Origin of the sequence: Rossellomorea sedimentorum, assembly GCF_046237645.1 — a bacterium.
Lineage (GTDB): Bacteria > Bacillota > Bacilli > Bacillales > Bacillaceae_B > Rossellomorea > Rossellomorea sedimentorum.
Map to the genome: position 1 here is coordinate 180,001 of NZ_CP143546.1, position 24,860 is coordinate 204,860.

A 24,860-nucleotide genomic window follows, 5' to 3' on the forward strand; every position below is an offset into this window, starting at 1 on the left:
CGAATGCCAAAGACTTATCCATGGGAGTCAGACTGCGAGTGATAAGATCCGTAGTCGAAAGGGAAACAGCCCAGACCACCAGCTAAGGTCCCAAAGTATACGTTAAGTGGAAAAGGATGTGGAGTTGCTTAGACAACCAGGATGTTGGCTTAGAAGCAGCCACCATTTAAAGAGTGCGTAATAGCTCACTGGTCGAGTGACTCTGCGCCGAAAATGTACCGGGGCTAAACGTATCACCGAAGCTGTGGATTGACACCAACAGGTGTCAGTGGTAGGAGAGCGTTCTAAGGGCTGTGAAGCTGGACCGTAAGGACTGGTGGAGCGCTTAGAAGTGAGAATGCCGGTATGAGTAGCGAAAGACAGGTGAGAATCCTGTCCACCGAATGCCTAAGGTTTCCTGAGGAAGGCTCGTCCGCTCAGGGTTAGTCGGGACCTAAGCCGAGGCCGAAAGGCGTAGGCGATGGATAACAGGTTGATATTCCTGTACCACCTCTTTTCCGTTTGAGTGATGGGGGGACGCAGGAGGATAGGGTAAGCGCGCTGCTGGATATGCGCGTCTAAGCAGTTAGGCTGGTGATGAGGCAAATCCCGTCACCATAAGGCTGAGCTGTGACAGCGAGGGAAATATAGTACCGAAGTTCCTGATTCCACACTGCCAAGAAAAGCCTCTAGCGAGGAAAAAGGTGCCCGTACCGCAAACCGACACAGGTAGGCGAGGAGAGAATCCTAAGGTGAGCGAGAGAACTCTCGTTAAGGAACTCGGCAAAATGACCCCGTAACTTCGGGAGAAGGGGTGCTCTGGTAGGGTGCAAGCCCGAGAGAGCCGCAGTGAATAGGCCCAGGCGACTGTTTAGCAAAAACACAGGTCTCTGCGAAGCCGTAAGGCGAAGTATAGGGGCTGACGCCTGCCCGGTGCTGGAAGGTTAAGGGGAGTGCTTAGCGCAAGCGAAGGTGCGAACCGAAGCCCCAGTAAACGGCGGCCGTAACTATAACGGTCCTAAGGTAGCGAAATTCCTTGTCGGGTAAGTTCCGACCCGCACGAAAGGCGCAACGATCTGGGCACTGTCTCAACGAGAGACTCGGTGAAATTATAGTACCTGTGAAGATGCAGGTTACCCGCGACAGGACGGAAAGACCCCGTGGAGCTTTACTGTAGCCTGATATTGAATTTTGGCACAGCTTGTACAGGATAGGTAGGAGCCTAAGAAACCGGAGCGCCAGCTTCGGTGGAGGCGTCGGTGGGATACTACCCTGGCTGTGTTGAACTTCTAACCCGCGCCCCTTATCGGGGTGGGAGACAGTGTCAGGTGGGCAGTTTGACTGGGGCGGTCGCCTCCTAAAGAGTAACGGAGGCGCCCAAAGGTTCCCTCAGAATGGTTGGAAATCATTCGCAGAGTGTAAAGGCACAAGGGAGCTTGACTGCGAGACCTACAAGTCGAGCAGGGACGAAAGTCGGGCTTAGTGATCCGGTGGTTCCGCATGGAAGGGCCATCGCTCAACGGATAAAAGCTACCCCGGGGATAACAGGCTTATCTCCCCCAAGAGTCCACATCGACGGGGAGGTTTGGCACCTCGATGTCGGCTCATCGCATCCTGGGGCTGTAGTCGGTCCCAAGGGTTGGGCTGTTCGCCCATTAAAGCGGTACGCGAGCTGGGTTCAGAACGTCGTGAGACAGTTCGGTCCCTATCCGTCGTGGGCGCAGGAAATTTGAGAGGAGCTGTCCTTAGTACGAGAGGACCGGGATGGACGCACCGCTGGTGTACCAGTTGTCTTGCCAAAGGCATCGCTGGGTAGCTATGTGCGGAAGGGATAAGTGCTGAAAGCATCTAAGCATGAAGCCCCCCTCGAGATGAGATTTCCCATCACTTTATGTGAGTAAGATCCCTGAAAGATGATCAGGTAGATAGGTCTGAGGTGGAAGCGTGGCGACACGTGCAGCTGACAGATACTAATCGATCGAGGACTTAACCACACTTTATTAGCGAAACTCGGAATACTTTCTTTTCTTCATACTTTATCTAGTTTTGAGAGAACAATTTTTATATTAGCACTTGCTTTTTCATGAAAAGTTGATATAATAAGTTTTGTCCTTTCAAGTTACAAGCAATATTTGTCTGGTGATTAAGGCGAAGAGGTCACACCCGTTCCCATGCCGAACACGGAAGTTAAGCTCTTCAGCGCCGATGGTAGTTGGGGGATCTCCCCCTGTGAGAGTAGGACGTCGCCAGGCTTTTCGTTCCGCAGTAGCTCAGTGGTAGAGCTATCGGCTGTTAACCGATCGGTCGCAGGTTCGAATCCTGCCTGCGGAGCCATTGCTTCCATAGCTCAGTCAGGTAGAGCACTTCCATGGTAAGGAAGAGGTCACCGGTTCGAGCCCGGTTGGAAGCTTACTAGTTTTATAAGATGGCCCCTTGGTCAAGCGGTTAAGACACCGCCCTTTCACGGCGGTAACACGGGTTCGAATCCCGTAGGGGTCACCAAGCTTTTTTGCGAAGCGCAGCGAAGCAAAATAAGCATCCTTAAAAAGTGTTTTAAACTTAATTCGGAGGATTAGCTCAGCTGGGAGAGCATCTGCCTTACAAGCAGAGGGTCGGCGGTTCGATCCCGTCATCCTCCACCATTTTCACTTATCAATTTAATAAAGTAATAACATTCCAATGAAATGCCGGTGTAGCTCAACTGGTAGAGCAACTGACTTGTAATCAGTAGGTTGGGGGTTCAAGTCCTCTTGCCGGCACCATTTTATTTGGAGGGGTAGCGAAGTGGCTAAACGCGGCGGACTGTAAATCCGCTCCTTCGGGTTCGGCAGTTCGAATCTGCCCCCCTCCACCATTTTTATGAATAATTACAGAAGTAAATGGACATGTTAATGGATGTCCTTTTTATTTTCACTGACATTGGGCTATAGCCAAGCGGTAAGGCATCGCACTTTGACTGCGACATGCGTTGGTTCGAATCCAGCTAGCCCAGCCATTGAGAGCCATTAGCTCAGTTGGTAGAGCATCTGACTTTTAATCAGAGGGTCGAAGGTTCGAGTCCTTCATGGCTCATTAAACAGGAAAAGCTTCCAGATAAATTTATCTGGAAGCTTTTTTGTGTTTCAAAAGGAAGGATACACGCTAAAAGAGATTATTAGCAAGGGGATTAGTGGAGAAACAACCTATTATAAAGGATACGTACGTTTGTAGTAGGGTAATCAGCGAAAAAACATCCTATTATAAAGGACAAGTTCATTTATAGTAGGGTGATTAGTGGAGAAACACCCTATTATAGGGGAAATATTCATATGTAGTAGGGTGATTAGCGATGAAACACCCTATTATAAAAGAGAAATCCGTGTATAATAAGGTGTTTAAGAAAAAACTGTTATAAAACCTTCAGATGGAGCTGGTCCAATTCGTATCCCTTAGACCAGGCCCCCTCCGTTTTTGATCGGTCCAGCTCCAGCGGGCAGCGCCTAGCGTATTTGTCACTGCCTCCTTTGCGATAAGTCAACTAGTTCATTTCCTACTTTCCTTCATGGTAGTTCCAAGAAAAAGTCGGCACCTGGACTTTTTCTATTATGAAAACTCTCTTAGTTAAGAACCGCTTTTTTTCAAAGGGAAATGAACATCAACTCACTTCGTTCGTTGTGTTTCCTTTATCTCAATGCGGCAGTGCTCAAATCCGTACCGCGCTAAACGCCCGCTTCCGCTTTTGATCCGTCCAGCTCCGGGGGCCTAGAGGCTAGCAAAATGCCAGTCCCCTCCTTGCGATAAGTCATCATCGACTCGCTTCGCTCTTCGTGATTCCTTTATCTCATGCGGGGCCTGGTCATTTTGTACGCCTCTGAACAGTCCCCTCCGCTTTTGAATCCGTCCAGCTCCAGCGGGCAGCGCCTAGCGTATTTGTCACTGCCTCCTTTGTGATAAGTCAACTAGTTCATTTCCTACTATCCTTCCAGGTAGTTCCAAGAAAAAGTCGGCACCTGGACTTTTTCTATTATGAAAACTCTCTTAGTTAAGAACCGCTTTTTTTCAAAGGGAAATGAACATCAACTCACTTCGTTCGTTGTGTTTCCTTTATCTCAATGCGGCAGTGCTCAAATCCGTACGGCGCTAAACGCCCGCTTCCGCTTTTGAATATATATACACCATTTTGTCCGGTTGAGTCATTGGTGTTTTGTTCGTTACAATGGAGGTAGATTGGGTTGAGGAGGAACTTCTAATGAAAAAGAATATTTCAATTATTGGCGTACCGATGGATTTGGGGCAAATGCGCCGTGGAGTAGATATGGGACCAAGTGCTATCCGTTATGCAGGGGTGGCGGAAAGATTAGAGAATCTTGGCCATACTATAAATGACTTAGGTAATATTGAAATTGCACAACCTGAAAGAGTTCATACCTCTGATTCAAATTTGAGAAATTTGAGAGCGGTTGCAGAAGGAAACCAAAAGCTGGCTGATAAAGTGGATGAGGTCATTTCTGGGAATGATTTTCCGCTGGTATTGGGTGGCGATCACAGTATTGCAATCGGGACGCTGGCAGGGGTTTCAAAACATTATGAGAATCTTGGGGTCATCTGGTATGATGCGCATGGCGATTTGAATACCAGTGAAACCTCTCCGTCAGGCAACATACACGGAATGCCTTTGGCTGTAAGCTTAGGAATCGGCGATGAAAGCCTGACACGCATCGGAGGATATTCTCCTAAGGTGAAGCCGGAGAATATTGTCATCATTGGGGCTCGCTCCTTGGATGAAGGGGAGAGAGAATTAATCAAAGAGCGCGGCATTAAAGTATTTACAATGCATGAAGTCGACCGTATGGGTATGACGAAAGTGATGGAAGAAGCTATTAATTACCTTAAGGATAAAACGGATGGAGTGCATCTGTCTCTAGACCTTGATGGGTTGGATCCAGGTGATGCGCCAGGAGTTGGTACACCTGTGCTGGGCGGTATCAGCTACCGTGAAAGCCACTTGGCGATGGAAATGCTTGCCGAATCTCATCTCATTACATCGGCAGAATTTGTGGAAGTCAATCCGATTTTAGATGACAAGAATAGAACCGCATCTGTTGCCGTTGCTCTAATGGGTTCTCTTTTCGGAGAAAAATTACTGTAATCATAAAAGCAGCTTCCCGGAGGAAGCTGCTTTTATTGTTTGTGCATTTTTTGGTGGAACGTATTAAGCAGACGATCAAGCTTTGAACTGATTTCAACGACCTTTTCATTTGCAAAGGATGATTGAAGTGCCAACTCTACCATCTGGTTTCTATGCTCTTCTATTTGTTCAAGTAATTCAGTTCTCCCCACACTAATTACCTCGTTTCCGACATTATTTAGTCCCTTTATACCCCAAATTTAAAAAATGCAAACATTTCTTGTTAAAATTTGTTAGGATAGAATAGATGAAAAAAATTGAAACCTTTTTGCTATACGTTCGTATATATGTATAGCCGCATAGAGCGGAGGTATAAAATGGATGCGTTAGTCAATAAAAGAATTAAGCAGGTGCTGCGAGGCGATCAGGATGCATTTGCTGAGGTGGTTGAACTTTATAAAGATAAAGTATTCCAGATTTGTTTCCGTATGTTGGGTAACCGCCATGAAGCTGAAGATATAGCACAGGAGGCTTTTATAAGGGCCTATGTCAATATCCATACCTTTAATCAAAAGAGGAAATTTTCAACATGGCTTTACCGGATTGCGACAAATCTTTGCATCGACCGAATCAGGAAAAAGAAACCTGATTATTATCTTGATGCAGAGGTTACAGGTACAGAAGGATTAACAATGTATTCTCAAGTAGCCGCAGAAGGGCAGCTGCCGGAAGAAGAGGTTGAAGGGATGGAACTTCAGGCAGAAATCCAGAGGCAGATTCTCAAGCTTCCGGATAAATACAGGTCGGCGATCGTCCTGAAGTATATTGAGGAACTGTCACTTCTGGAGATCAGTGAAATTCTGGACCTGCCTTTAGGAACGGTGAAAACAAGAATACATAGAGGGCGGGAAGCTCTCAGAAAACAATTAAGAAACATGTAGGAAGGGTGTGAAGCCTTTGAAATCTTGTTGTTCTAAAGAGTATGAAGAATATATACATGAATACTTAGATGAAGAAATTTCTCAAGCTCATGAAACAAAGCTGAAAGAACATCTTCAAAGGTGTGAAGACTGTCAGCAGTTTTTCCATGAAATGAAAAAAACAATCGCACTTGTGCAAAGCACATCACATATACATGCACCTGAGGATTTTACAAGTAAAGTAATGGCAAACCTGCCTAGGGAAAAGAAGAAAGTGGGAGTGCAAAGATGGCTCCGGCACCATCCTTTTATGACTGCAGCTTCCCTGTTTTTCATCTTGATGATGGGCAGCCTCTTTTCCTCATGGAATGAAAGCGATGAATTTTCCTTTACGAAACAGCCTGATCTGATTGTCCAGGGCCACACGGTCATTGTGCCCGAGGGAAAAGTAATCGATGGAAACATTACGGTGAAAAACGGTGATGTGAAGGTTGAAGGAAAGGTCAATGGAGATATTACGGTCATTAACGGGAATCAGTACCTAGCTTCTGCCGGAAGCGTAACCGGGGAAATCAAAGAAATTGATGCGGCATTCGAATGGTTATGGTATCAAATAAAAAAGGGGTTTACAGAAACGTTAAGCTGGTTTGAGGATCAGCCGGAGGGTAAATAAGAGTGGAAGGGACCTGTTTCAGTCAGGATAACGGTTCTTTCCCTTAAGACACTATGCTAAAAGACTAGGATAGTGTCTTCTTTTATATTGCCTTCTTGTTATTATTCAGTGTCCAGGGACTCTTTATGATATAATAAGGAAGTTACTAATTACATAGCCATTTTCACGGCTATCCCTTTAGATCACTTCTATTGGAGGATACTATATGCCGTTTATTGATGTTTACTCAAATTATTCCGTACTGGATTATGCGTCAGATATTATTGACATACTCCTTGTATGGTTTGTCATCTACAAATTAATAATGCTTATTAAAGGGACAAAAGCCGTTCAGCTCTTGAAAGGTATTTTTGTCATCATTATCGTGAGAGGGCTGAGCGGACTGCTTGGTCTGGACACATTAAGGTCGTTGGTTGATCAGGCGATTGACTGGGGAATCCTGGCCATCATCATCATTTTCCAGCCGGAACTTCGGAGAGCGCTGGAACAGCTTGGCAGGGGAAGGCTGTTCTCAAGAAGCGGAAATCAGGAGGAAGAAGAGCAGGGGAATATGATCGAGGCGATTGGGAAGGCGGTCAGTTACATGGCCAAAAGAAGGATAGGGGCTCTCCTATCCATTGAACGTGAAACGGGCCTGAGTGAATACATAGAAACAGGTATACCGATTCATTCAAAGATCTCTTCAGAACTGCTGATTAATATCTTTATTCCTAATACTCCGCTGCATGATGGAGCGGTGATCCTTCAGAAGCAGCAGATTGCAGCTGCGGCCTGTTACCTGCCGTTATCAGAAAGTCCTTTCATTTCAAAAGAACTGGGAACAAGGCACAGGGCTGCATTGGGAATCAGTGAAGTGACCGACAGTATAACGATCATCGTTTCAGAAGAAACTGGCAGTATTTCTGTTACAATGAACGGGGATTTAAAGCGTGATGTTTCGGTGGAGGACTTAAAACTGATTCTCGAACATGAGTTGATAGGAGAAAAAGCAAGTGCTTCCTCTACAAAATGGAGCTGGAGGGGGAAGAGAGACAATGGATAAATTCATAGAGAACCGCTGGTTTATGCGAATAGTTGGTTTGCTTTTAGCCTTTGTACTCTATGCTTCTGTGAATTTTGATGAGATGGCTGTACAAAGAAGTGAAAGCAGCAATCCGCAGGAAAACACGGAAACCATCCAAAACGTGCCTGTTGAGATTTTTTATGACAAGGAGAACCTGTTTGTGAGCGGGGTGCCTGAAACGGTAAATATTGAGGTGGAAGGTCCCAAGAACCTGGTGACCTCTGCGAAGACTTTACGGGATTTTCATGTATATGCAGACCTGAATGATCTTGGAATTGGTGACCATCAGGTGCAGTTAAAGATAGATGGGATTTCTGACAAATTGCAAGTGAAGCTTAATCCTTCTTTTGCTAACGTCTCCATCCAGGAAAAAGTGACCGAAGAATTTGCAGTCGAACCTGAATTCAATGAAGCTCTGCTGGCACAAGGTTTCCAAACCGAGACTATCACAGCCGAGCCTAGAAAAGTAGAAATCACAGGGGCGAAAGATGTCATTGAAAGGATTGCCTATGTCGTGGCCACTCCTGATGTTAACAGTGGCATTGACAGGACTGTTACTAGAGAAGCTAGAGTTCAGGTGCTTGACCGGGACTATAACAAGTTGGATGTTGCGATCGATCCTGAAACCGTCGCGGTTACGATAGAGGTGACTAACCCGAGCAAAGAAGTCTCAGTTACTGTCAATCAAACAGGTCAACTTCCTGAGGGGGTTGAAGTGGAATCGATAACCGTTACCCCTAAAAAAGTGACGGTGTTTGGAAGAGATGCTCTTCTCCGGTCGATTAATGAGTTGACAGCAGAATTGGATCTCAGCAATGTGAAGAAAGATACAACACTCGAACTGCCGCTTATCCTTCCGGAGGGTGTCAACAAAACATCACCCGAGGTAGTGGAAGTGAAGATAAATATAAAGGAAGCAGAGAAAAAAACAGTCATGGGCAATGCCATAACGCTTGAAGGTGCTGAAGAGGACATGGAATATGAGTTCCTCAATCCTGCGTCCGGCGCGGTGGATATAACTGTGTCCGGCTTTAAAGAGGATCTCAATGGCGTTGACTCTGACTCTTTTTCACTGGTTGCAAACGTATCAGGATTGACCCCCGGCGAGCACGAAATTGAAATTGAAGTTGAGGGGCCTGAAAACATCGAATGGGAATTGACGAAAAATAAAGTGACAATCCAAATACAAGAGAAAATACCGGCTTAATAATATTCATTTTTTAAGTCCACTTAAGGAGCGATATCAATGGGAAAGTATTTTGGCACAGATGGTGTAAGAGGAATTGCTAATACAGAGCTGACTCCAGAGTTAGCTTTTAAATTGGGACGATTTGGCGGATATGTTTTGACAAAAGACGCAGACCGTCCGAAAATCCTTATCGGCCGTGATACGAGAATTTCAGGACATATGCTGGAAGGGGCCCTTGTGGCAGGCTTGCTGTCAATTGGGGCGGAAGTTATGCGCCTTGGAGTCATTTCCACACCAGGTGTAGCCTATTTGACGAAGGCCCTGGATGCACAGGCGGGAGTCATGATCTCTGCATCGCATAATCCTGTCGGAGATAACGGAATCAAGTTCTTTGGGTCTGATGGATTTAAGCTTTCGGATGATCAGGAAAAAGAAATCGAAGAGCTTCTTGATCAAGAAGACGATGCACTTCCTCGTCCGATTGGTGCCGATTTAGGCCAAGTCAGCGATTATTTCGAAGGCGGACAGAAGTATCTTCAGTATTTAAAACAGTCTGTCGATGAGGAATTCGAAGGACTTACGATTGCCCTTGATTGTGCACATGGAGCTACATCCTCCCTTGCGCCGCATCTATTTGCGGACCTGGATGCCGATCTTATTACAATGGGTGCATCTCCCAACGGCTTAAACATCAATGATGGTGTAGGTTCAACGCATCCAGAATCCCTTGCGCAGCTGGTGAAAGAAAAAGGAGCGGATGTCGGCCTTGCCTTTGATGGTGATGGAGACCGCTTGATTGCAATTGATGAAAACGGTGAAATTGTAGACGGTGACCAGATTATGTTCATTTGCGCCAAGCATTTAAAATCAGAGGGGCGTTTGAAGCAGTCCACTGTTGTTTCGACTGTCATGAGCAACCTTGGCTTCCACAAAGGAATGGAATCTAATGACATCAAGAGCATCCAGACCGCTGTAGGGGACCGCTATGTAGTTGAAGAAATGAGAAAGAATAATTATTCGTTGGGCGGAGAGCAGTCCGGACATATTATCTTCCTTGACTACAACACAACAGGAGACGGCCTGTTAACGGGAATTCAGTTAGTTAATATTATGAAATTAACGGGCAAATCATTATCAGAACTTGCAGGAGAAATGAAAAAGTTCCCGCAAAAATTGGTTAATGTTAAAGTGACGGATAAATATCACGTAACAGATAACACCAAGGTCAAAGAGGTCATCGAGAAAGTTGAAGCGGAAATGAACGGCAACGGCAGAATCCTTGTCCGTCCTTCCGGTACGGAGCCATTGGTAAGGGTAATGGCTGAAGCTCCGACAGAAGAACTATGTGAAAAATATGTAGACGAGATTGCCCAGGTCGTGCAGGAAGAAATGGGATTAAAATAGAAAAAAAGAAATGGGTATGCATAAGAGGGACCTTCGGAGCCTCTTATGCATATTTTCTTAATATGCCCCTTTCCTCTAAGTATTGGGTTTAATACCCTGTAAATCGGGAAAATTAAGTAAGCACTCAATAACTATGATGTTTGTCTCATTTGGGTGAAACCTGTTTCTTGAGCCATCTTCGGGCTGTATTAAAAGGTAACTTTGTGCAGAATTTTTCTGTCATTGTACCTGAAGGCGTAAGAAATGAGCGAAATATCGACAATGTCTAATTTAGTGTGCTGAAAGATTTTTATTGACGGATTCATTAGGGGTATTGTATGATTATCCTGTTTTTGAATCTCTTTTGAGTATTCGGAAACCATTCTAAAGATACTTAGGAGGATAGAGGTTAATAAAGATTAAAAAGCGCCAGGACTGAACCGCGGACGAAGCTGGTTTAGTTGACGAGGTGGAGGTTCATCGATTGTTCGGCGGATGCCTCCCGGCTTAAAGCAGAGCCGTCAATTTCTTTCTCAAAATACCGAGGCAACTTGGTGGACAAAAGAAAGGAAATGCAAAAATATAATCAGAGATAAGGGGGCAAGAGGCCCCCGCGCTTACTGCCCCCTTGTTTATCAGGGAGGAAAAGAATTTATGTGTGGTATCGTAGGATATATCGGAAATAGTGATGCTAAAGAAATTTTGTTAAAAGGACTGGAGAAGCTTGAGTATCGCGGTTATGATTCTGCTGGAATCGCCGTGAAAAATGCTGACGGAGTCCATGTATTCAAGGAAAAAGGCCGTATTGCGGATCTTCGTGACAATGTAGATGAAGCGGTTTTATCCAACACGGGTATCGGTCATACACGCTGGGCGACTCACGGTCCTCCAAGCAAGGTCAATGCTCACCCTCATCAATCAACTTCAGAGCGTTTCACACTTGTGCATAACGGAGTAATTGAAAACTACTCTGCTCTAAAGCGTGAACACCTGGAAGGAGTCACTTTGAAAAGTGATACTGACACTGAGATTGTCGTGCAGCTGATTGAAAAATTGGTCAACGAAGGCAGCACAGTGGAAGAGGCGTTCCGTACAACGCTTAAGCTTCTTAAAGGATCCTATGCAATTGCGCTTTTGGATAATCAAAATGATGAAACAATCTTTGTTGCGAAGAACAAAAGCCCGCTGCTTGTAGGCCTAGGCGATGATTTCAATGTGGTTGCAAGTGATGCAATGGCAATGCTTCAGGTGACTGACCAATACGTGGAATTGATGGATAAAGAAACGGTTATCGTAACGAAAGAAAAAGTTACGATCCAAGACCTTGAAGGCAAAGAAGTTTCCCGTGAGCCATACACTGCTGAACTGGATGCCAGTGACATCGAGAAAGGCACATACCCGCACTACATGCTGAAAGAAATCGACGAGCAGCCTGCGGTTATGCGTAAAATCATCGGTGCTTACCGCAATGATGATCAGGAATTGGTCATCGATGAAGATATCATTTCAGCGATGAACTCATCAGACCGTATCTATATTATTGCAGCAGGTACGAGCTACCATGCCGGTTTGGTTGGAAAACAGTTCATTGAGAATATTGCGAAAATCCCGGTAGAAGTTCATGTAGCAAGTGAATTCAGCTACAACATGCCTCTACTGTCTGAGAAGCCATTATTCATCTTCATCTCACAAAGCGGTGAAACAGCCGACAGCCGTGCCGTGCTTGTACAGGTGAAAGAGCTTGGACACAGATCATTGACGATCACGAATGTTCCTGGTTCTACACTTTCCCGTGAAGCAGACTACACATTGCTTCTTCATGCGGGTCCAGAGATTGCGGTTGCTTCCACAAAAGCATATACAGCTCAAATCGCTGTACTCTCCATCCTTGCTGACGTAACAGCAAAAGCACGTGGAATCGAGCCTGGGTTTGATTTGATTCACGAGCTTGGAATTGTCGGAACAGCTATGGAAGCTTTAATTGATGAGAAAGAAGAATTTGAAACGATAGCCCGTGACTATTTGGCAACGACACGCAATGCCTTCTTCATCGGCCGCCACCTGGACTACTATGTAGGTCTCGAAGGAGCTCTTAAGCTGAAAGAGATCTCTTACATCCAGGCAGAAGGTTTTGCCGGCGGAGAATTGAAGCACGGAACAATTGCCCTGATTGAAGAAGGTACACCTGTTATTGCTCTTGCGACTCAAGAAGCGGTGAACCTTGGTATCCGCGGAAATGTAAAAGAAGTAGCAGCCCGCGGAGCTAATCCTTGCATCATCTCCATGAAAGGGCTTCAAGAGGAAGACGACCGTTTCGTCATCCCTGAAGTGAATGAATTATTAACACCTCTTATCTCTGTAATACCATTGCAATTGATTTCTTACTACGCAGCACTTCACCGTGACTGTGACGTGGATAAACCGCGTAACCTTGCGAAATCAGTTACTGTTGAGTAAACAGTTAAATTAGAAAAGAAGCATTGTACACCATGTACAATGCTTCTTTTTAATATTTATTACTTCTTAAGGTCTTAATATTCATTTAATGCACGCTCTTAGTAAAGAATCACTTAACTTTCCCAGCAATACCTTACAAAGATTTTCTCATTTCGATTTCGCTGTCCGTCCGGTCAACTTCTTCAAACCCTGCTTTTTCATAGACACGAATTGCTGCCTTGTTTTTGGTATCCACTACTAATTTTACAAAGTTAAGTTGGGATTGATAATGGTCGATACCAAACTCGATCCCTTGATTGACAAAAGGTACTCCTAATCCTCTGCCAACCAAATCAGGTTTTAGCGCCAAACCTATCTCCATTGTGCTGCCTTGTATATTAAATTCAAATAATCCTGCAGGCTTATTATCCAGAAACGCTGCAAAGCCCTCACAGCCACCAGGCCCTATTAAGGTTCCCGTTTCATTGTATGACTCGAAATAGGGGGTCATCAAGACTTCTTCCACAAAGCCTTCATAATTCCATGAGTCAATTTCTTTTACGTATTCGATAATTAGAGGTTTGAAAGTAAAATTCATTTTGGTCACTCCTTACTAACGCAGGCTATCGATGGATTATTAAGGAGGAGGGCCGCGTCTATCAACTAATGCCCTTTCCATCTTGAGCTGGCCGGTGTGTTGTGTGTTCATTGTCTACCATTATGCCATATATAAAAGAAAAAGTGGAAATTCAGGCGAATGAAATTAAATCATCGGATATTCGCCAAATACATATGATCTCAAATTCACCCGTAAGTATGTCGTGCGTAAAATATAAATGATTAACGCTAAAGATTATTCAACTGTATTCTCTCTATTTGGATTTCTCTAATTCATGGTACTGTTTTTAAGCCTTATTAAGCTATGACTGGTTTATTATCGGTCATAGCTTTTTCCTTTTGTACTAGCGTTTGAGAGCCTTTCATTAAGAGAATAAGAAGGAATATTCGAGAAACAATAGGTTTGTCGTGACAGAAGCGACAAAGTTAGTTTTCATCAGTATTGAAGCGCTGTCACTCCATCCATTATGATGGAATCAAGGATTAATGCTATTCATGATTGATGAAAGGAAGATAATATATGTCTCAATCTACTATAAAAGTAAGAGTGCAGAAGTTTGGTAACTTCCTCAGTTCGATGGTCCTGCCGAATATCGGGGCTTTCATAGCTTGGGGATTGATTACGGCCCTTTTCATTCCAACTGGCTTCTTTCCAAATGAAAGCCTTGCCAATTTAGTTGGACCGATGGTTATCTATCTCCTGCCGTTGTTAATTGGTTATACAGGAGGTAAGCTGATTCATGATCAGCGGGGAGGAGTCGTGGGTGCGATTGCGACAATGGGTGTCATTGTCGGTGCTCCAGATACTCCAATGTTCTTAGGTGCGATGGTGGTAGGTCCTCTAGGCGGATATGTCATCAAGAAGTTTGATGAAATGATTGAAGGGAAGGTTCGTTCCGGATTCGAAATGCTCGTGAACAACTTCTCTGCAGGAATTCTTGGCGGTATTCTCGCCGTTCTGGCATACCTTGGTATCGGTCCTGCTGTAGACGCTTTTACAGAAGTACTGGTAGCAGGCGTTGACTGGCTGATTGAAGCAGGATTATTACCATTAACAAGTATCTTAATCGAGCCTGCAAAAATTCTATTCTTGAACAATGCCATCAACCATGGCGTACTGTCGCCTATCGGGTTGGATCAGGCTTCAGAAACAGGGAAGTCCATCCTGTTCCTATTGGAAGCAAACCCTGGACCTGGTATTGGTGTCCTTCTGGCATTTATGTTTTTCGGACGCGGTACTGCCAAGCAGTCTGCATCTGGTGCGGGTATCATCCACTTCTTCGGGGGGATTCATGAAATTTACTTCCCGTATGTATTGATGAAACCAATGCTTTTCCTTTCTGTCATCCTTGGCGGAATGAGCGGTGTCTTCACACTAGCATTGTTAGGTGGAGGTCTTCAGGCTCCTGCATCTCCAGGAAGCATTATCGCTATTACAGCTGTTACGCCAAATGATGGAATGGTTTATGTTGCTAACTTTGCCGCTGTGCTTGTGGCTGCGGTTGTATCTTTCGTCGTCTCCGCCATCATCCTGAAAACAAGCAAGTCTACGGATGAAGACATTGAGGCGGCAACGAAGAAAATGGAACAAATGAAAGGCAAGAAAAGCTCTGTAGCTGGACATGTTTCCGGAAATCAAGGAACACTTCCTCAAGAAGTGAACAAGATTGTTTTTGCCTGTGACGCAGGTATGGGATCCAGTGCAATGGGAGCGTCCCTTCTTCGTAAAAAAGTGAAGGAAGCAGGATTGCATGTATTTGTTACAAACACGGCTATCAGCAACATCCCAGCCGATGCACAGGTTGTCATCACTCAGGAAGAATTGACGCCGCGTGCACAGAACAAGCAGCCTGGTGCCTACCATATTTCAGTTGATAATTTCTTATCAAGCCCTGAATACGATAAATTGATTGCGAGCCTGCAGGATGGTATTACTGAAGAACAGGCAGAATTGGTGGAAGAATCTGAGCAGGAAGCTGTCGATACAGAACCGAATATGGATAAAGATGATGATCTTCTACTAGAGGAAAACATTTTTATCGGCAAGGAATTCGCCAATAAAGAAGAAGCAATCCGATTTGCCGGGGAAGCGTTAGTGAAAGCCGGTTATGTAAAGGATAGTTACGTTGATGCTATGATTGAACGCGAAGGGATTACAACCACTTATATGGGCAATAACGTGGCAATTCCACATGGTACTGAGGAAGCGAAGAAAGCGGTCCTTAAGTCAGGTTTCACTGTTATCCAGGTGCCGAATGGCGTGGATTTCAACGGGGAACAGGCTAAACTGATTTTCGGTATTGCCGGAAAAGACGGTACACACTTGGAAATCCTTTCAGGTATCGCAGTCATCTGTTCGGAACAAGATAATGTTGATCAGATGGTTCAAGCGAAATCGGCAAAAGAACTTAAGGATCTTATCAACAGTAAATAAAGTGAACATGAGAAAGGCGGGTTTCCCTGCCTTTCTGTTCTGCTTTTTAAAAGGAAAGTATTCTTAATGATCAGAGTCATCCTCTTTATCTTCTGTAAGTAATGAAGTCGTACTATTGCATTGGAAGTCAGCTTTACTTAACTAAAGAAGGATTGTAGAGACAAAAAGTGGATAGATTTTGCGAAGAAAGTGTCTCTAGCCGGGGTGTAGAGGCAAAAAGTGAGTGGATTTGGCAGCGATGATACCGCCTCCAGCACCCATGTTCACGAAAAAACGTAATGAGAAAGCTTAAAGGAAAGCTTATAAAAGGAAGGCTGTATTCGTATAAATTGTTGCTATCGGAAAAATCCAAAGTGCCGGATTTTTCCCTATGGTATAAGGGCTTATCTAACTGAACAGGGTAATTAGCTCTTTTCTTTCTTGTTTAACAGGGTGATGTTTGTTAATTATGACCATATCTCTTGAATTTCATATTTAATAGCAACATAGTTTTAGAAAAGAGCCAAAAGAAATGAGTGGATACGATGTTTATTACCTCCAGGGAGAAATCCATCATTGATTTAATCATAAGGACATCCGGAAAGCATACCGTTTCAACTCTTGCTGATTACATAGGTGTCAGCGGAAGGACGATTCAGCGTAATTTGAAATCAGTAGAAAAGATCCTCCAAGAACATCAGTTGGAACTAAAACGCACGACGAACGAGGGGCTCTTCATCGATGGTAAGAATGAACAGATTTACAAGCTGATTCAAAAGTTGACTGATATCGTTCCAACTGATGAAACTCCTGAAGAAAGAAAGTTAAGCCTGCTGGTTACGTTACTTCATGAAGGACCTTATTTTAAGAAGCAGGTGCTCGCGAATCAGCTGGGTATCTCTCCAGCGACACTTACCGTGTATCTTGATGAGCTGGCCGACTGGTTAAACAAATTTTCGGTTACCCTCACGAGAAAAAGGGGAGTCGGTGTTGAGGTTTCTGCTGACGAAGCGAGTAAGCGGCATGCGCTTGCAAATTTCTTTCTGGTATATTTTTATGAAGAAATTATTGAGAGCTTATACCTCATTCAAAAGGGCAGCCACCTGGCTGAGCCGATATTGGGATACATCCCTGCGGAAAGCATGCTTGTTGTCGATTCAGTAACCAGCCACGTTTTAAATAAAGAGCAGTCAAAATTAATCGACAGTGACTATATTGGGCTAGTTGTCCATATATGCTTGACCATTCAAAGAACCAGCAGTGGTTATATACTGGATGAAGAGGTTGAGTCAGAAAACGGCTATACACATGAATATAAACTGTTGGAAATGATAGGCGATAAGCTGAGAGAAAGGCTCTCCGTATCGATTACAAATAAGGATATTCATTTTTTAAGTTTGATATTAAAGGGCTCCAAGGTGCAAGCGGCTGACTCAATCGATTATGACAGTATCATTCTTGGTCAACTCATTAAAAAGGTAATAGAGCAGGTATCAACGAAACTTCACGTCGATTTGTCTGATGATTTTTCTTTATATCAAGGCTTGCTTGCTCACATGGAACCTTCTATCTTTCGATTGAAACAGCAAATGGAGCTGTTTAATCCGTTGACGAATGACATAAAGAAAAAGTATCCTGTTTTGTTTATGGCTGTTAAGACCAGTTTGGAAAGTGAATTCAAGGATATACACTTTCCAGATGACGAGGTAGCGTTTATTGTCCTTCATTTTGGTTCAGCACTGCTGATGAATGAGGAAAAGGTGAAAATCAATGCTGTGGTGGTCTGTCCCACGGGAATTGGGACCTCGAAAATGCTTGCGAGCCGTATCCAGAAAGAAATTACAGAAATCAATTCGATTGAGATCCTTTCCCTTAAGGATTTCCAGTCTGCATCCCTGAAGGCCTATGACATTGTCATTTCAACTATAAGGCTGCCTTTTACAGATGTGGATTATACACTGGTGAGTCCGCTGTTGAATGAAAAAGATATAGGGTCAATCCGCAATTACTTGCAAAGTAACTTAGAGAAGTTCACAAGAGGTGAACGATATTTAAGGCCTTCTGCAAAAGTAAACGAGTCTGGAAAAGAAAAGCGGCCTAAAGTGAGGGCACTTTTGCAGGAAATGAAAGATGTTCATACGAGCATTGAGTCGATTCTTGATAATTTCCGCGTTTATCGAAAACAAGATGCCGGCAGTCATTTGGCCGTATTGAATGAAATGGTGGAACAGGCAGGAATAGATGGGCTCCTCACTGATTCCATAGAAGTCTTGCATGAATTGCAGGAGAGGGAGAAAAAGGGTGGCCTGGGAATTCCCAATACCAATATGGGTCTCTTTCATTGCCGCAGTGAGAGCATCCAGGAGTTGATTTTTCAGGTTTCCCATCTAGATCAGCCTCTTATGATCAAGGGGATGGATGGACGGGAAATGCCAATGAAAAGTCTGCTTTTGATGCTGGCCCCTGCTAACATGAGTAAGAGGGAACAGGAAATCCTCAGCATGATCAGTACAAGCTTGATCGAGAATAAAGTATCGATGATGATATTCTCATCTTCAAACGAACCTATGATTCGAAAAAAACTGGAAGACCTGTTTTTAGACTATTTACAAACTAACTTACTAAAGGAATGATAATGATGAAACAAGCCGTGCACTTTGGTGCTGGAAATATTGGAAGAGGATTTATCGGTGCTCTCTTTTCTCAATCCGGTTATCATGTAACCTTTGTAGATATTGCCGAACAAATCATTAACAAGCTGAATGAGGAAAAACAGTATAATGTCGTTTTGGCAACAGAAGACAAAGAGGCTGTGACCATTGAAAATGTTTCAGGGTTAAATAACCTTCATCAAGAAGAGGAGGTCATTGATACCATTGTAAACAGCACATACCTGACGACTGCGATCGGTCCCAATATCTTACCGAGAATCGCCCCGTTAATTGCCAAGGGTATTGCTAAACGTGTTGCCTCTACAGATGAGAGGCTTTATGTCATCGCATGTGAAAACCAAATCGGTGCAACAGATATTTTGAAAGGGCATATACTGGATAATCTTGACGATGAAACAAAGGCCAAGCTGGACGGCCGTGTTTACTTCTTTAACTCCGCGGTTGACCGTATTGTGCCGATTCAAGATCAAGATTCTTTGGATGTCCTTGTCGAGCCTTACTATGAGTGGGTTGTGGAAACCAAAGAAAGCATTCCTCCAGTGAATGGAATGACCATCGTGGAGGACCTTGCGCCATTTATCGAAAGAAAATTATTTACAGTGAACACAGGACATGCGGTCATTGCCTACTTCGGGTACCTGCAAGGAAAAGAGACCATCGATCAGACGTTGGCAGATGAACAAATTGCAAACCAGGTAAAGGAAACCCTTAAGGAAACGGGTGCTTACTTAGTGAAGCAATACGGTCTGGATGAAGAAGACCATATGGCTTATATCAATAAAAATATTGAACGTTTCAAGAATGCATTTTTAAATGACGGAGTGACTCGGGTTGGACGTGCCCCAATTCGAAAATTAGGACCGGAAGACCGTCTGGTTCGCCCGACGACAGAAGCACAGAAAGCAGGCTTGCCATACTCCAATCTGGCAAAAGCAATTGCGGCAGCATTGTTGTTCGACTTTGCAGAAGATGAGCAGGCAATGGAAATTCAGGATATGATTAAAGAAAGTGGAGTGGCGGCTGTTCTTAAAAAAGTGAGTGGACTGGATGAAGACAGTGCGATCACTGAAGAAGTAATTCAACAATATGAGCTGCTAAAGAAATAAACGAGAAAGGCTGTCGAGTGACGACAGCCTTTCTTATTGTTCAGGGAACAATTGTGTTCCTATCGGTGTAATCCGTTTCAAGCTTTGCGGTCTAGGGGTTAAAAAATTCAAATGGTTAAAAAGGGGATTCTCCTTGTTCTCTTTGGAGTATAGGCCGCTTTTTTCTTACTAGTATCCTTTTTGATAATCTACAAGGTTAACTGACGGTTTCCTTCCGGCGATATATTCTTTCAGGTTCGGGATGAAAATGTCGTCGATCACCCGCTTATTATAAAATTCGGTCGACCCAGCGGTATGAGGGGTTAAGATAACATTCTCCATTTCCCAAAGAGGGTGGTCTGTTTCGAGCGGTTCATGGGCAAAAACATCAAGTCCTGCTCCAGCAATTTTTTTGGATTGCAGGGCATCGATAAGGTGTGTTTCATTGATTGTTTCTCCACGGCCGATATTAATAAGAAAAGCTGTATCCTTCATTACTTGGAATTCTTCTTGGCCGAACATTCCCCGGGTTTCTGGTGTAAGCGGGACGGTAATGACAATGTAATCACAGCGGGGCAGCACGTCATGCAGCTGGTCCGTCTTGAACATTTCGTCTACATAGTCATTTTCCCTGCCTGAGTGGCGGACACCGAGCACATTCATACCAAAGGCTTTGGCAATCTTGGCTGTTTCCTCTCCGATTGCCCCGACCCCGATGATACCGATGGTCTTTTCATGAATCTCAAGCTTGAGTCCGGAATGGGCCCATTCTTTTTGTGCCTGGTTCCTTACATATGTATGGATTTTTCTTGTCAGGCCGAGCATCATGGCAAAGATGGTTTCTGAAATAGGGTAGGCATGTACCCCGTTGGCGCTGGTAACAAGGATATCCTTAGACTCCATTTGCTTTAAAGGCAGACTGTCGACGCCGGCACTCCAAGTTTGAATCCAGCGAAGTGCGACTGTGCTTTCAAGTGCCTTGTCTTCCATACTCCTTTTCCAGCCGGCAATAATTTCAGCATCCCCAAGGTGCCCCTCCCAATGTTCCGGGTCTTTTCCTGAGATAATTTCCCAATCCGGGACAATTTGCTGGATATGTTCGATCTGTTCCTTTTCGATATTCTGAGCAATTATCAGCTTTTTCATCTTACGTCCCTCCAATCCTTCTCCTGATCTAATAGTACCAAAATTCACTGGAAAGCAGTAAAGAAAGGCTTAACCTTATATAATGAAGGAATCAACATGATGAGACAGAAAGAGGGATCGTTTATGAACGGAACAGCTCATATGATCATTGGGGCAGGCACTGGATTTTTGGCGGCACACTACATACAGGCACCACCTGCAGATACAATAGTTCTGATAGGAGCGGGGGGAGTATCGGGACTGATTCCGGATCTCGATGTAGATGGCAAGTTGAGCAATACTTTTACTTCTTCTTATAAATTCTTGATGACCTTGGTACAACTGATGGGGATTGCTGTCATTGTCTATAGCTGGTGGTCTGGTGCAGGTCAGGAGATGTGGAAGGGGATATCGGCAGGGCTGGGAATGATGCTGGTTTCTGCTTTTATCAAGAAGCGGCATTTACTGACGGTGGCAGGTGGAGGAGCACTCGCAGGAGGGATATTCCTTGCTGAGACCTGGCTTCTGCTTTTCGGTGTATATATCGTGATCGCTTCACTGGTGTCGCACCGAAGCTATACTCATTCTCTAATCGGATTGGCTTTTTTTGTCGTCATTGCGTATTATCTTCAGGCCAGTATAAAGACGGAAGGCATCCTCCTGGCATGTGCAGGGGGATATGCCAGCCATTTGATTTCAGATATGAGGTGGCTGCCTTTTAATAAAAGAGGCATTAAGTTGTTCCTGCCTGTTTCGAGAAAAGAGTTTTAATTAATGGGTCAAATGTATTCTCTAACTTTTAAAGCCATTATAAAAGGCTTTTTTCTTAAAATTAGTGACTACGAATATAATTCTTCTCAAAGCCGTAATCTAGCAGAAGCCAGCCTTAAAAAAAGAGACTAGTAATAAAAATATCGTGAAAAACGGCCGTCAGGAGTGGCTGGATCCCTTGAAAAATACTGACTACAAGAAGCTTAGAGGAAGGATTACCTTTATGCTTCTTATTTTTTAACAAGTTTAATCTGCTTCAATCACTCGCAATCCGTAACAGCCCGCTGGGTTACAGATTCTGCTAAGCTTAGTTGGCCGGAAAATGGGGTATAGGAAAATACTAAATTGATTATGAGTTGAGAGGGTGTGCAATACGTGAATTTACCGTTATTCCTTGGTTTATTTCTCTTAGTTTTATTTCTCACCGCCTACTTTGGAAACAAAGTACTGCGCATCCCTGATATTGTCATCTACATACTTCTTGGTGTGGGCATATCATTTGCCGGCCTGTTTGATGAAGTCAAAACAATTGAAGTAGCCGGGGAGATTGGCTTAATCCTGCTTTTCTTTCTGCTTGGGATGAAGTATCCGCTGAAAGAAATAGCTTCAAAAGGCAGGAAAGTCTGGAAACCGGGTCTGCTGGATCTGGTTTTGGGTGTGGGAGTGACGGCCGGTATCAGCGCTTTGTTCGGACAAAGCCTTTTCAATTCCCTATTAATCGGGGGGCTTGTCTATGCAACCAGTTCCTCCATCACCCTTAAGTTGCTTGAACACAGCAAAAAGCTGGACCGGAAAGAGTCAGGGTATGTTCTGACACTCTTGATTTTCGAGGATATGGTCGCTCCTATCCTGATTACCATTTTAATAGGCCTGAGCGGTGAAGGGTTCAGTGTGCTTGATTTTCTTATGATCTTTTTAAAGGTGGCATTGCTAGTTGGAATTGCGGTGGCTATCAGCCGCTTCATACAAAAAAAGGGATATACTCTCATAGAAAAATTCCTGCATGAAGATTATCTGCTTGTATATGTGATAGGGTTGGCATTGGCGTATGGAGGCTTTGCGGTCCTTCTTGGCCTGTCAGAAGTCATCGGTGCCTTCCTCGCAGGCCTGATGTTCGCAGGAACAAACTTTAAAGATCAAATTCAGGAAGTGGCGCTGCCGGTAAGAAACTTGTTTCTGCCATTCTTCTTCCTGAACTTTGGAATATCTTTGGAGTTCACAAGTGAAATACCGGCATTCGGACTACTCTTTGCGGTTATTCTCTGGTCTATCTTCCATAAATTGATCGTCGGCTTTATCGGCGGCCAGTGGTACGGATTGAACAAGAAAGAATCTTTCGAGACCGGATTCACTCTGGCGCCAAGAGGAGAGTTCTCGGTGATCATTGCCGGGCTTGCCTCCGGTACCCTCCAGATTTTTGCCGGTGTATACATTCTAGCTGCCGCCCTGATTGGAATGCTGCTGTGTCAGTTGTCCTCTAAAATTGGGAGCAGGGTATATAGAAGGGAAAATCCTTAACGTTTCAGCATGAGCGAAGAGTATCAACAGCTTGAAGCGAATTATGATGTCCCTCGCTCGTGAAGCAGAGTGCATCAAAAGAGCTGAAAGTGAAAATGATACTCATAACCCAGAAAGCAAGGAACCTCAAAATACCGCGACTTAAATAGGCATTACCCAATAAAAAAACGGGCAAAGGTACAAAACTTTGCCCGTTCTATCTATTAATATACTTTATCACCATTAAAAATCGAGTTTTTCACTACGACATAATCCACGTGGCGAATGGCATCGAGAGTGCTGCCGCCTGCATAGGAGATGGAAGATTGCAGATCCTGTTCCATTTCTGTCAGCGTATCGATCAATGAACCCTTATGTTCAACAAACATCTTTTTGCCTTCTACGTTTTTCTTTTCACCTTTTTGGAATTCAGAAGCGGAGCCGAAATATTCTTTGAAGAACTTTCCGTCTCTTTCCACTGTTTCTCCCGGTGATTCCTCATGTCCGGCGAACAGGGAACCAATCATGACCATGGAAGCTCCGAAGCGGATGGACTTGGCGATATCTCCATGTGTACGGATGCCGCCATCGGCGATGATAGGCTTGCTTGCTGCCTTGGCACACCAGCGAAGAGCGGCCAGTTGCCACCCGCCAGTACCAAACCCGGTTTTAATTTTCGTAATACATACCTTTCCTGGTCCGATTCCAACCTTCGTTGCATCTGCACCGGCATTCTCTAGTTCCCTAACGGCTTCAGGAGTACCAACATTTCCAGCGATTACAAAGCTGTCAGGGAGATGCGTTTTAATATGTTTGATCATGTTAATGACAGCGTTTGAATGTCCGTGAGCAATATCAATTGTAATGAAATCAGGTGTAACCCCTTCGGAGGCCAACTGCTCAACAAATCCGTATTCTTCTTCTTTTACTCCGACACTGATAGAGGCGATAAGTTCTTTTGCATGCATATCCTTTATAAAATCTAATCGTTTTTCCGGCTGAAAACGGTGCATGATATAGAAATATCCATTTTCCGCTAAGTACACCGCAATGTTCTCATCTATTATTGTCTGCATATTTGCAGGAACTACTGGTAATTTAAAAGTATGGCCGCCTAAAGCAATAGTAGTATCACATTCTGAACGGCTATTAACGATACATTTTGCAGGAATTAATTGAATATCTTCATAATCAAACACATTTTCCACAAATAACACTCCTAAAAACGAATATTAATTTTAAATTAGTTAAATAATGTTCGTACATTACGTAATTTACCTTATTTCATAAGAGTTGTCAAAGAGATTTTACAAAAATAAGCTAAATTCTGTATTTTGTTTGCAGAGCATTTCTTGCGCAGTTGCGTGAGCACTATGATCAGCTGACGGCAGGCGGGACCCAGGTTATCGCCATAACTCCGTCGAATCGTTCGCTGCTGGAATGATTTACAACTGTATTTTTAGAGGGATGGGACATAGATCCATTGCTAAATGGAAGCTTATTATGAAAGCTGGCAAAGCTTTTATCAAGGGTGGAAAGAAAGCGTTCCTTCCAGAAGATGAGGCACAGAGGGAAGTTGTTCAGGAGTCACTCAGTACACAGGACCTATATATTCAGGGAGGCTCATGGATCTTTGATGAAGGCTGTATTCGTATAGATGGTTGCTATCGGAAAAATCCAAAGTGCCGGATTTTCCTCTTGGATACAAGGGCTTATCTAACTGAACAAGGTAATTTTTGTGAATTATGACTATATCTCTTGAACTTCATAGGAAATAGCAACAAAGTTTTAGAAAAGAGCATTGATGAAAAAGGAAATGTGATTTGGAAACTCATCGATGAATCGCCCGAGAACCAAGTGTCCATTGATGAAATCATGGAACAGTTGCATTGAAATAAAGAATACCCCCACGAACGGTTCGCGGGGGTA

16 protein-coding genes, 8 tRNA genes and 2 rRNA genes (1 of these 26 running past the window's edge) are annotated in these 24,860 nt (G+C 44.0%); 22 read left to right on the forward strand and 4 right to left on the reverse strand.

Annotated elements, in window-relative coordinates; genetic code table 11:
* The 11 genes from V1502_RS00965 to rocF all read left to right on the forward strand — a co-directional run.
* A 23S ribosomal RNA gene (locus V1502_RS00965) occupies positions 1-1,973 on the forward strand (it extends 962 nt beyond the left edge of the window).
* Between the two features lie 141 nt (positions 1,974-2,114).
* Positions 2,115-2,231: ribosomal RNA gene (rrf, locus tag V1502_RS00970) — 5S ribosomal RNA — on the forward strand.
* 7 nt (positions 2,232-2,238) lie between these two features.
* Positions 2,239-2,313 (forward strand) — tRNA-Asn (locus tag V1502_RS00975).
* Between the two features lie 2 nt (positions 2,314-2,315).
* A tRNA-Thr gene (locus tag V1502_RS00980) sits at positions 2,316-2,389 on the forward strand.
* 17 nt (positions 2,390-2,406) lie between these two features.
* Positions 2,407-2,481, forward strand: a tRNA-Glu gene (locus V1502_RS00985).
* A gap of 64 nt (positions 2,482-2,545) precedes the next feature.
* A tRNA-Val gene (locus V1502_RS00990) sits at positions 2,546-2,621 on the forward strand.
* Positions 2,622-2,665: 44 nt separating this feature from the next.
* Positions 2,666-2,741, forward strand: a tRNA-Thr gene (locus tag V1502_RS00995).
* Between the two features lie 8 nt (positions 2,742-2,749).
* Positions 2,750-2,833 (forward strand) — tRNA-Tyr (locus V1502_RS01000).
* 66 nt (positions 2,834-2,899) lie between these two features.
* Positions 2,900-2,974 (forward strand) — tRNA-Gln (locus V1502_RS01005).
* 4 nt (positions 2,975-2,978) lie between these two features.
* Positions 2,979-3,051: transfer RNA gene (locus V1502_RS01010), tRNA-Lys, on the forward strand.
* Between the two features lie 1,156 nt (positions 3,052-4,207).
* Positions 4,208-5,107, forward strand: coding sequence for an arginase (rocF, locus tag V1502_RS01015; protein ID WP_409252563.1), 900 nt, complete (start codon positions 4,208-4,210; stop codon positions 5,105-5,107).
* Positions 5,108-5,139: 32 nt separating this feature from the next.
* On the opposite strand, the gene V1502_RS01020 is transcribed toward rocF, so the two are convergent.
* On the reverse strand, positions 5,140-5,298 hold the full coding sequence (locus V1502_RS01020; protein ID WP_409252564.1) for an aspartyl-phosphate phosphatase Spo0E family protein: 159 nt from the start codon (positions 5,296-5,298) through the stop codon (positions 5,140-5,142).
* Positions 5,299-5,463: 165 nt separating this feature from the next.
* Here V1502_RS01020 and sigW point away from each other — a divergent pair, with 165 nt between their 5' ends.
* From sigW to glmS, 6 genes are all read left to right on the forward strand, one after another.
* On the forward strand, positions 5,464-6,027 hold the full coding sequence (gene sigW, locus V1502_RS01025; RefSeq protein WP_409252565.1) for an RNA polymerase sigma factor SigW: 564 nt from the start codon (positions 5,464-5,466) through the stop codon (positions 6,025-6,027).
* Positions 6,028-6,034: 7 nt separating this feature from the next.
* Positions 6,035-6,679 carry a zf-HC2 domain-containing protein gene (locus V1502_RS01030; protein WP_409252566.1) on the forward strand — a complete coding sequence of 215 codons (645 nt, stop codon included), beginning with the start codon at positions 6,035-6,037 and terminating at the stop codon, positions 6,677-6,679.
* Between the two features lie 205 nt (positions 6,680-6,884).
* Positions 6,885-7,721, forward strand: a complete 837-nt coding sequence (cdaA, locus tag V1502_RS01035) for a diadenylate cyclase CdaA (protein WP_409252567.1) — start codon at positions 6,885-6,887, stop codon at positions 7,719-7,721.
* Positions 7,714-8,949: a YbbR-like domain-containing protein gene (locus tag V1502_RS01040; RefSeq protein ID WP_409252568.1), complete on the forward strand. Its 1,236-nt coding sequence runs from the start codon at positions 7,714-7,716 to the stop codon at positions 8,947-8,949. The genes cdaA and V1502_RS01040 overlap by 8 nt, the downstream gene beginning before the upstream one ends.
* A gap of 39 nt (positions 8,950-8,988) precedes the next feature.
* Positions 8,989-10,335 carry a phosphoglucosamine mutase gene (gene glmM, locus V1502_RS01045; RefSeq protein WP_409252569.1) on the forward strand — a complete coding sequence of 449 codons (1,347 nt, stop codon included), beginning with the start codon at positions 8,989-8,991 and terminating at the stop codon, positions 10,333-10,335.
* A gap of 633 nt (positions 10,336-10,968) precedes the next feature.
* Complete coding sequence (glmS, locus tag V1502_RS01050) at positions 10,969-12,771, forward strand: glutamine--fructose-6-phosphate transaminase (isomerizing) (protein WP_409252570.1); 1,803 nt, start codon at positions 10,969-10,971, stop codon at positions 12,769-12,771.
* 133 nt (positions 12,772-12,904) lie between these two features.
* On the opposite strand, the gene V1502_RS01055 is transcribed toward glmS, so the two are convergent.
* On the reverse strand, positions 12,905-13,348 hold the full coding sequence (locus tag V1502_RS01055; protein ID WP_409252571.1) for a GNAT family N-acetyltransferase: 444 nt from the start codon (positions 13,346-13,348) through the stop codon (positions 12,905-12,907).
* Positions 13,349-13,888: 540 nt separating this feature from the next.
* Between V1502_RS01055 and V1502_RS01060 the strand changes: the two genes are divergently transcribed.
* The 3 genes from V1502_RS01060 (at position 13,889) to V1502_RS01070 (ending at position 19,559) form a co-directional block, all read left to right on the forward strand.
* On the forward strand, positions 13,889-15,802 hold the full coding sequence (locus V1502_RS01060; RefSeq protein ID WP_409252572.1) for a PTS mannitol transporter subunit IICBA: 1,914 nt from the start codon (positions 13,889-13,891) through the stop codon (positions 15,800-15,802).
* Positions 15,803-16,326: 524 nt separating this feature from the next.
* Positions 16,327-18,414: a BglG family transcription antiterminator gene (locus V1502_RS01065; RefSeq protein ID WP_409252573.1), complete on the forward strand. Its 2,088-nt coding sequence runs from the start codon at positions 16,327-16,329 to the stop codon at positions 18,412-18,414.
* A 5-nt stretch (positions 18,415-18,419) separates the two neighbouring features.
* The gene (locus tag V1502_RS01070; RefSeq protein ID WP_409252574.1) at positions 18,420-19,559 is read left to right on the forward strand and encodes a mannitol-1-phosphate 5-dehydrogenase; all 1,140 of its coding nucleotides are present in this window, start codon (positions 18,420-18,422) and stop codon (positions 19,557-19,559) included.
* Positions 19,560-19,727: 168 nt separating this feature from the next.
* Here V1502_RS01070 and V1502_RS01075 read toward each other — a convergent pair whose 3' ends face one another.
* On the reverse strand, positions 19,728-20,684 hold the full coding sequence (locus tag V1502_RS01075) for a D-2-hydroxyacid dehydrogenase (RefSeq protein WP_409252575.1): 957 nt from the start codon (positions 20,682-20,684) through the stop codon (positions 19,728-19,730).
* A gap of 123 nt (positions 20,685-20,807) precedes the next feature.
* On the opposite strand from V1502_RS01075, the gene V1502_RS01080 reads away from it, so the two are divergent.
* Positions 20,808-21,434, forward strand: a complete 627-nt coding sequence (locus V1502_RS01080) for a metal-dependent hydrolase (RefSeq protein ID WP_409252576.1) — start codon at positions 20,808-20,810, stop codon at positions 21,432-21,434.
* Between the two features lie 375 nt (positions 21,435-21,809).
* Entirely contained in the window at positions 21,810-22,952 is a 1,143-nt protein-coding gene (locus V1502_RS01085; protein ID WP_409252577.1) for a cation:proton antiporter, read from the forward strand.
* 203 nt (positions 22,953-23,155) lie between these two features.
* On the opposite strand, the gene guaC is transcribed toward V1502_RS01085, so the two are convergent.
* A complete protein-coding gene (gene guaC, locus V1502_RS01090) occupies positions 23,156-24,139 on the reverse strand; it encodes a GMP reductase (protein WP_409252578.1) in 984 nt (327 codons plus the stop codon).
* Between the last annotated feature and the right edge of the window lie 721 nt (positions 24,140-24,860).

What these genes read in the sequence shown, in the direction of transcription:
- rocF (WP_409252563.1), top strand. Translation starts at nt 4,208, where the DNA reads ATGAAAAAGAATATTTCAATTATTGGCGTACCGATGGATTTGGGGCAA.
- sigW (WP_409252565.1), top strand. Translation starts at nt 5,464, where the DNA reads ATGGATGCGTTAGTCAATAAAAGAATTAAGCAGGTGCTGCGAGGCGAT.
- cdaA (WP_409252567.1), top strand. Translation starts at nt 6,885, where the DNA reads ATGCCGTTTATTGATGTTTACTCAAATTATTCCGTACTGGATTATGCG.
- V1502_RS01040 (WP_409252568.1), top strand. Translation starts at nt 7,714, where the DNA reads ATGGATAAATTCATAGAGAACCGCTGGTTTATGCGAATAGTTGGTTTG.
- glmM (WP_409252569.1), top strand. Translation starts at nt 8,989, where the DNA reads ATGGGAAAGTATTTTGGCACAGATGGTGTAAGAGGAATTGCTAATACA.
- glmS (WP_409252570.1), top strand. Translation starts at nt 10,969, where the DNA reads ATGTGTGGTATCGTAGGATATATCGGAAATAGTGATGCTAAAGAAATT.
- V1502_RS01055 (WP_409252571.1), bottom strand. Translation starts at nt 13,348, where the DNA reads ATGAATTTTACTTTCAAACCTCTAATTATCGAATACGTAAAAGAAATT.
- V1502_RS01060 (WP_409252572.1), top strand. Translation starts at nt 13,889, where the DNA reads ATGTCTCAATCTACTATAAAAGTAAGAGTGCAGAAGTTTGGTAACTTC.
- V1502_RS01065 (WP_409252573.1), top strand. Translation starts at nt 16,327, where the DNA reads ATGTTTATTACCTCCAGGGAGAAATCCATCATTGATTTAATCATAAGG.
- V1502_RS01070 (WP_409252574.1), top strand. Translation starts at nt 18,420, where the DNA reads ATGAAACAAGCCGTGCACTTTGGTGCTGGAAATATTGGAAGAGGATTT.
- V1502_RS01075 (WP_409252575.1), bottom strand. Translation starts at nt 20,684, where the DNA reads ATGAAAAAGCTGATAATTGCTCAGAATATCGAAAAGGAACAGATCGAA.
- V1502_RS01080 (WP_409252576.1), top strand. Translation starts at nt 20,808, where the DNA reads ATGAACGGAACAGCTCATATGATCATTGGGGCAGGCACTGGATTTTTG.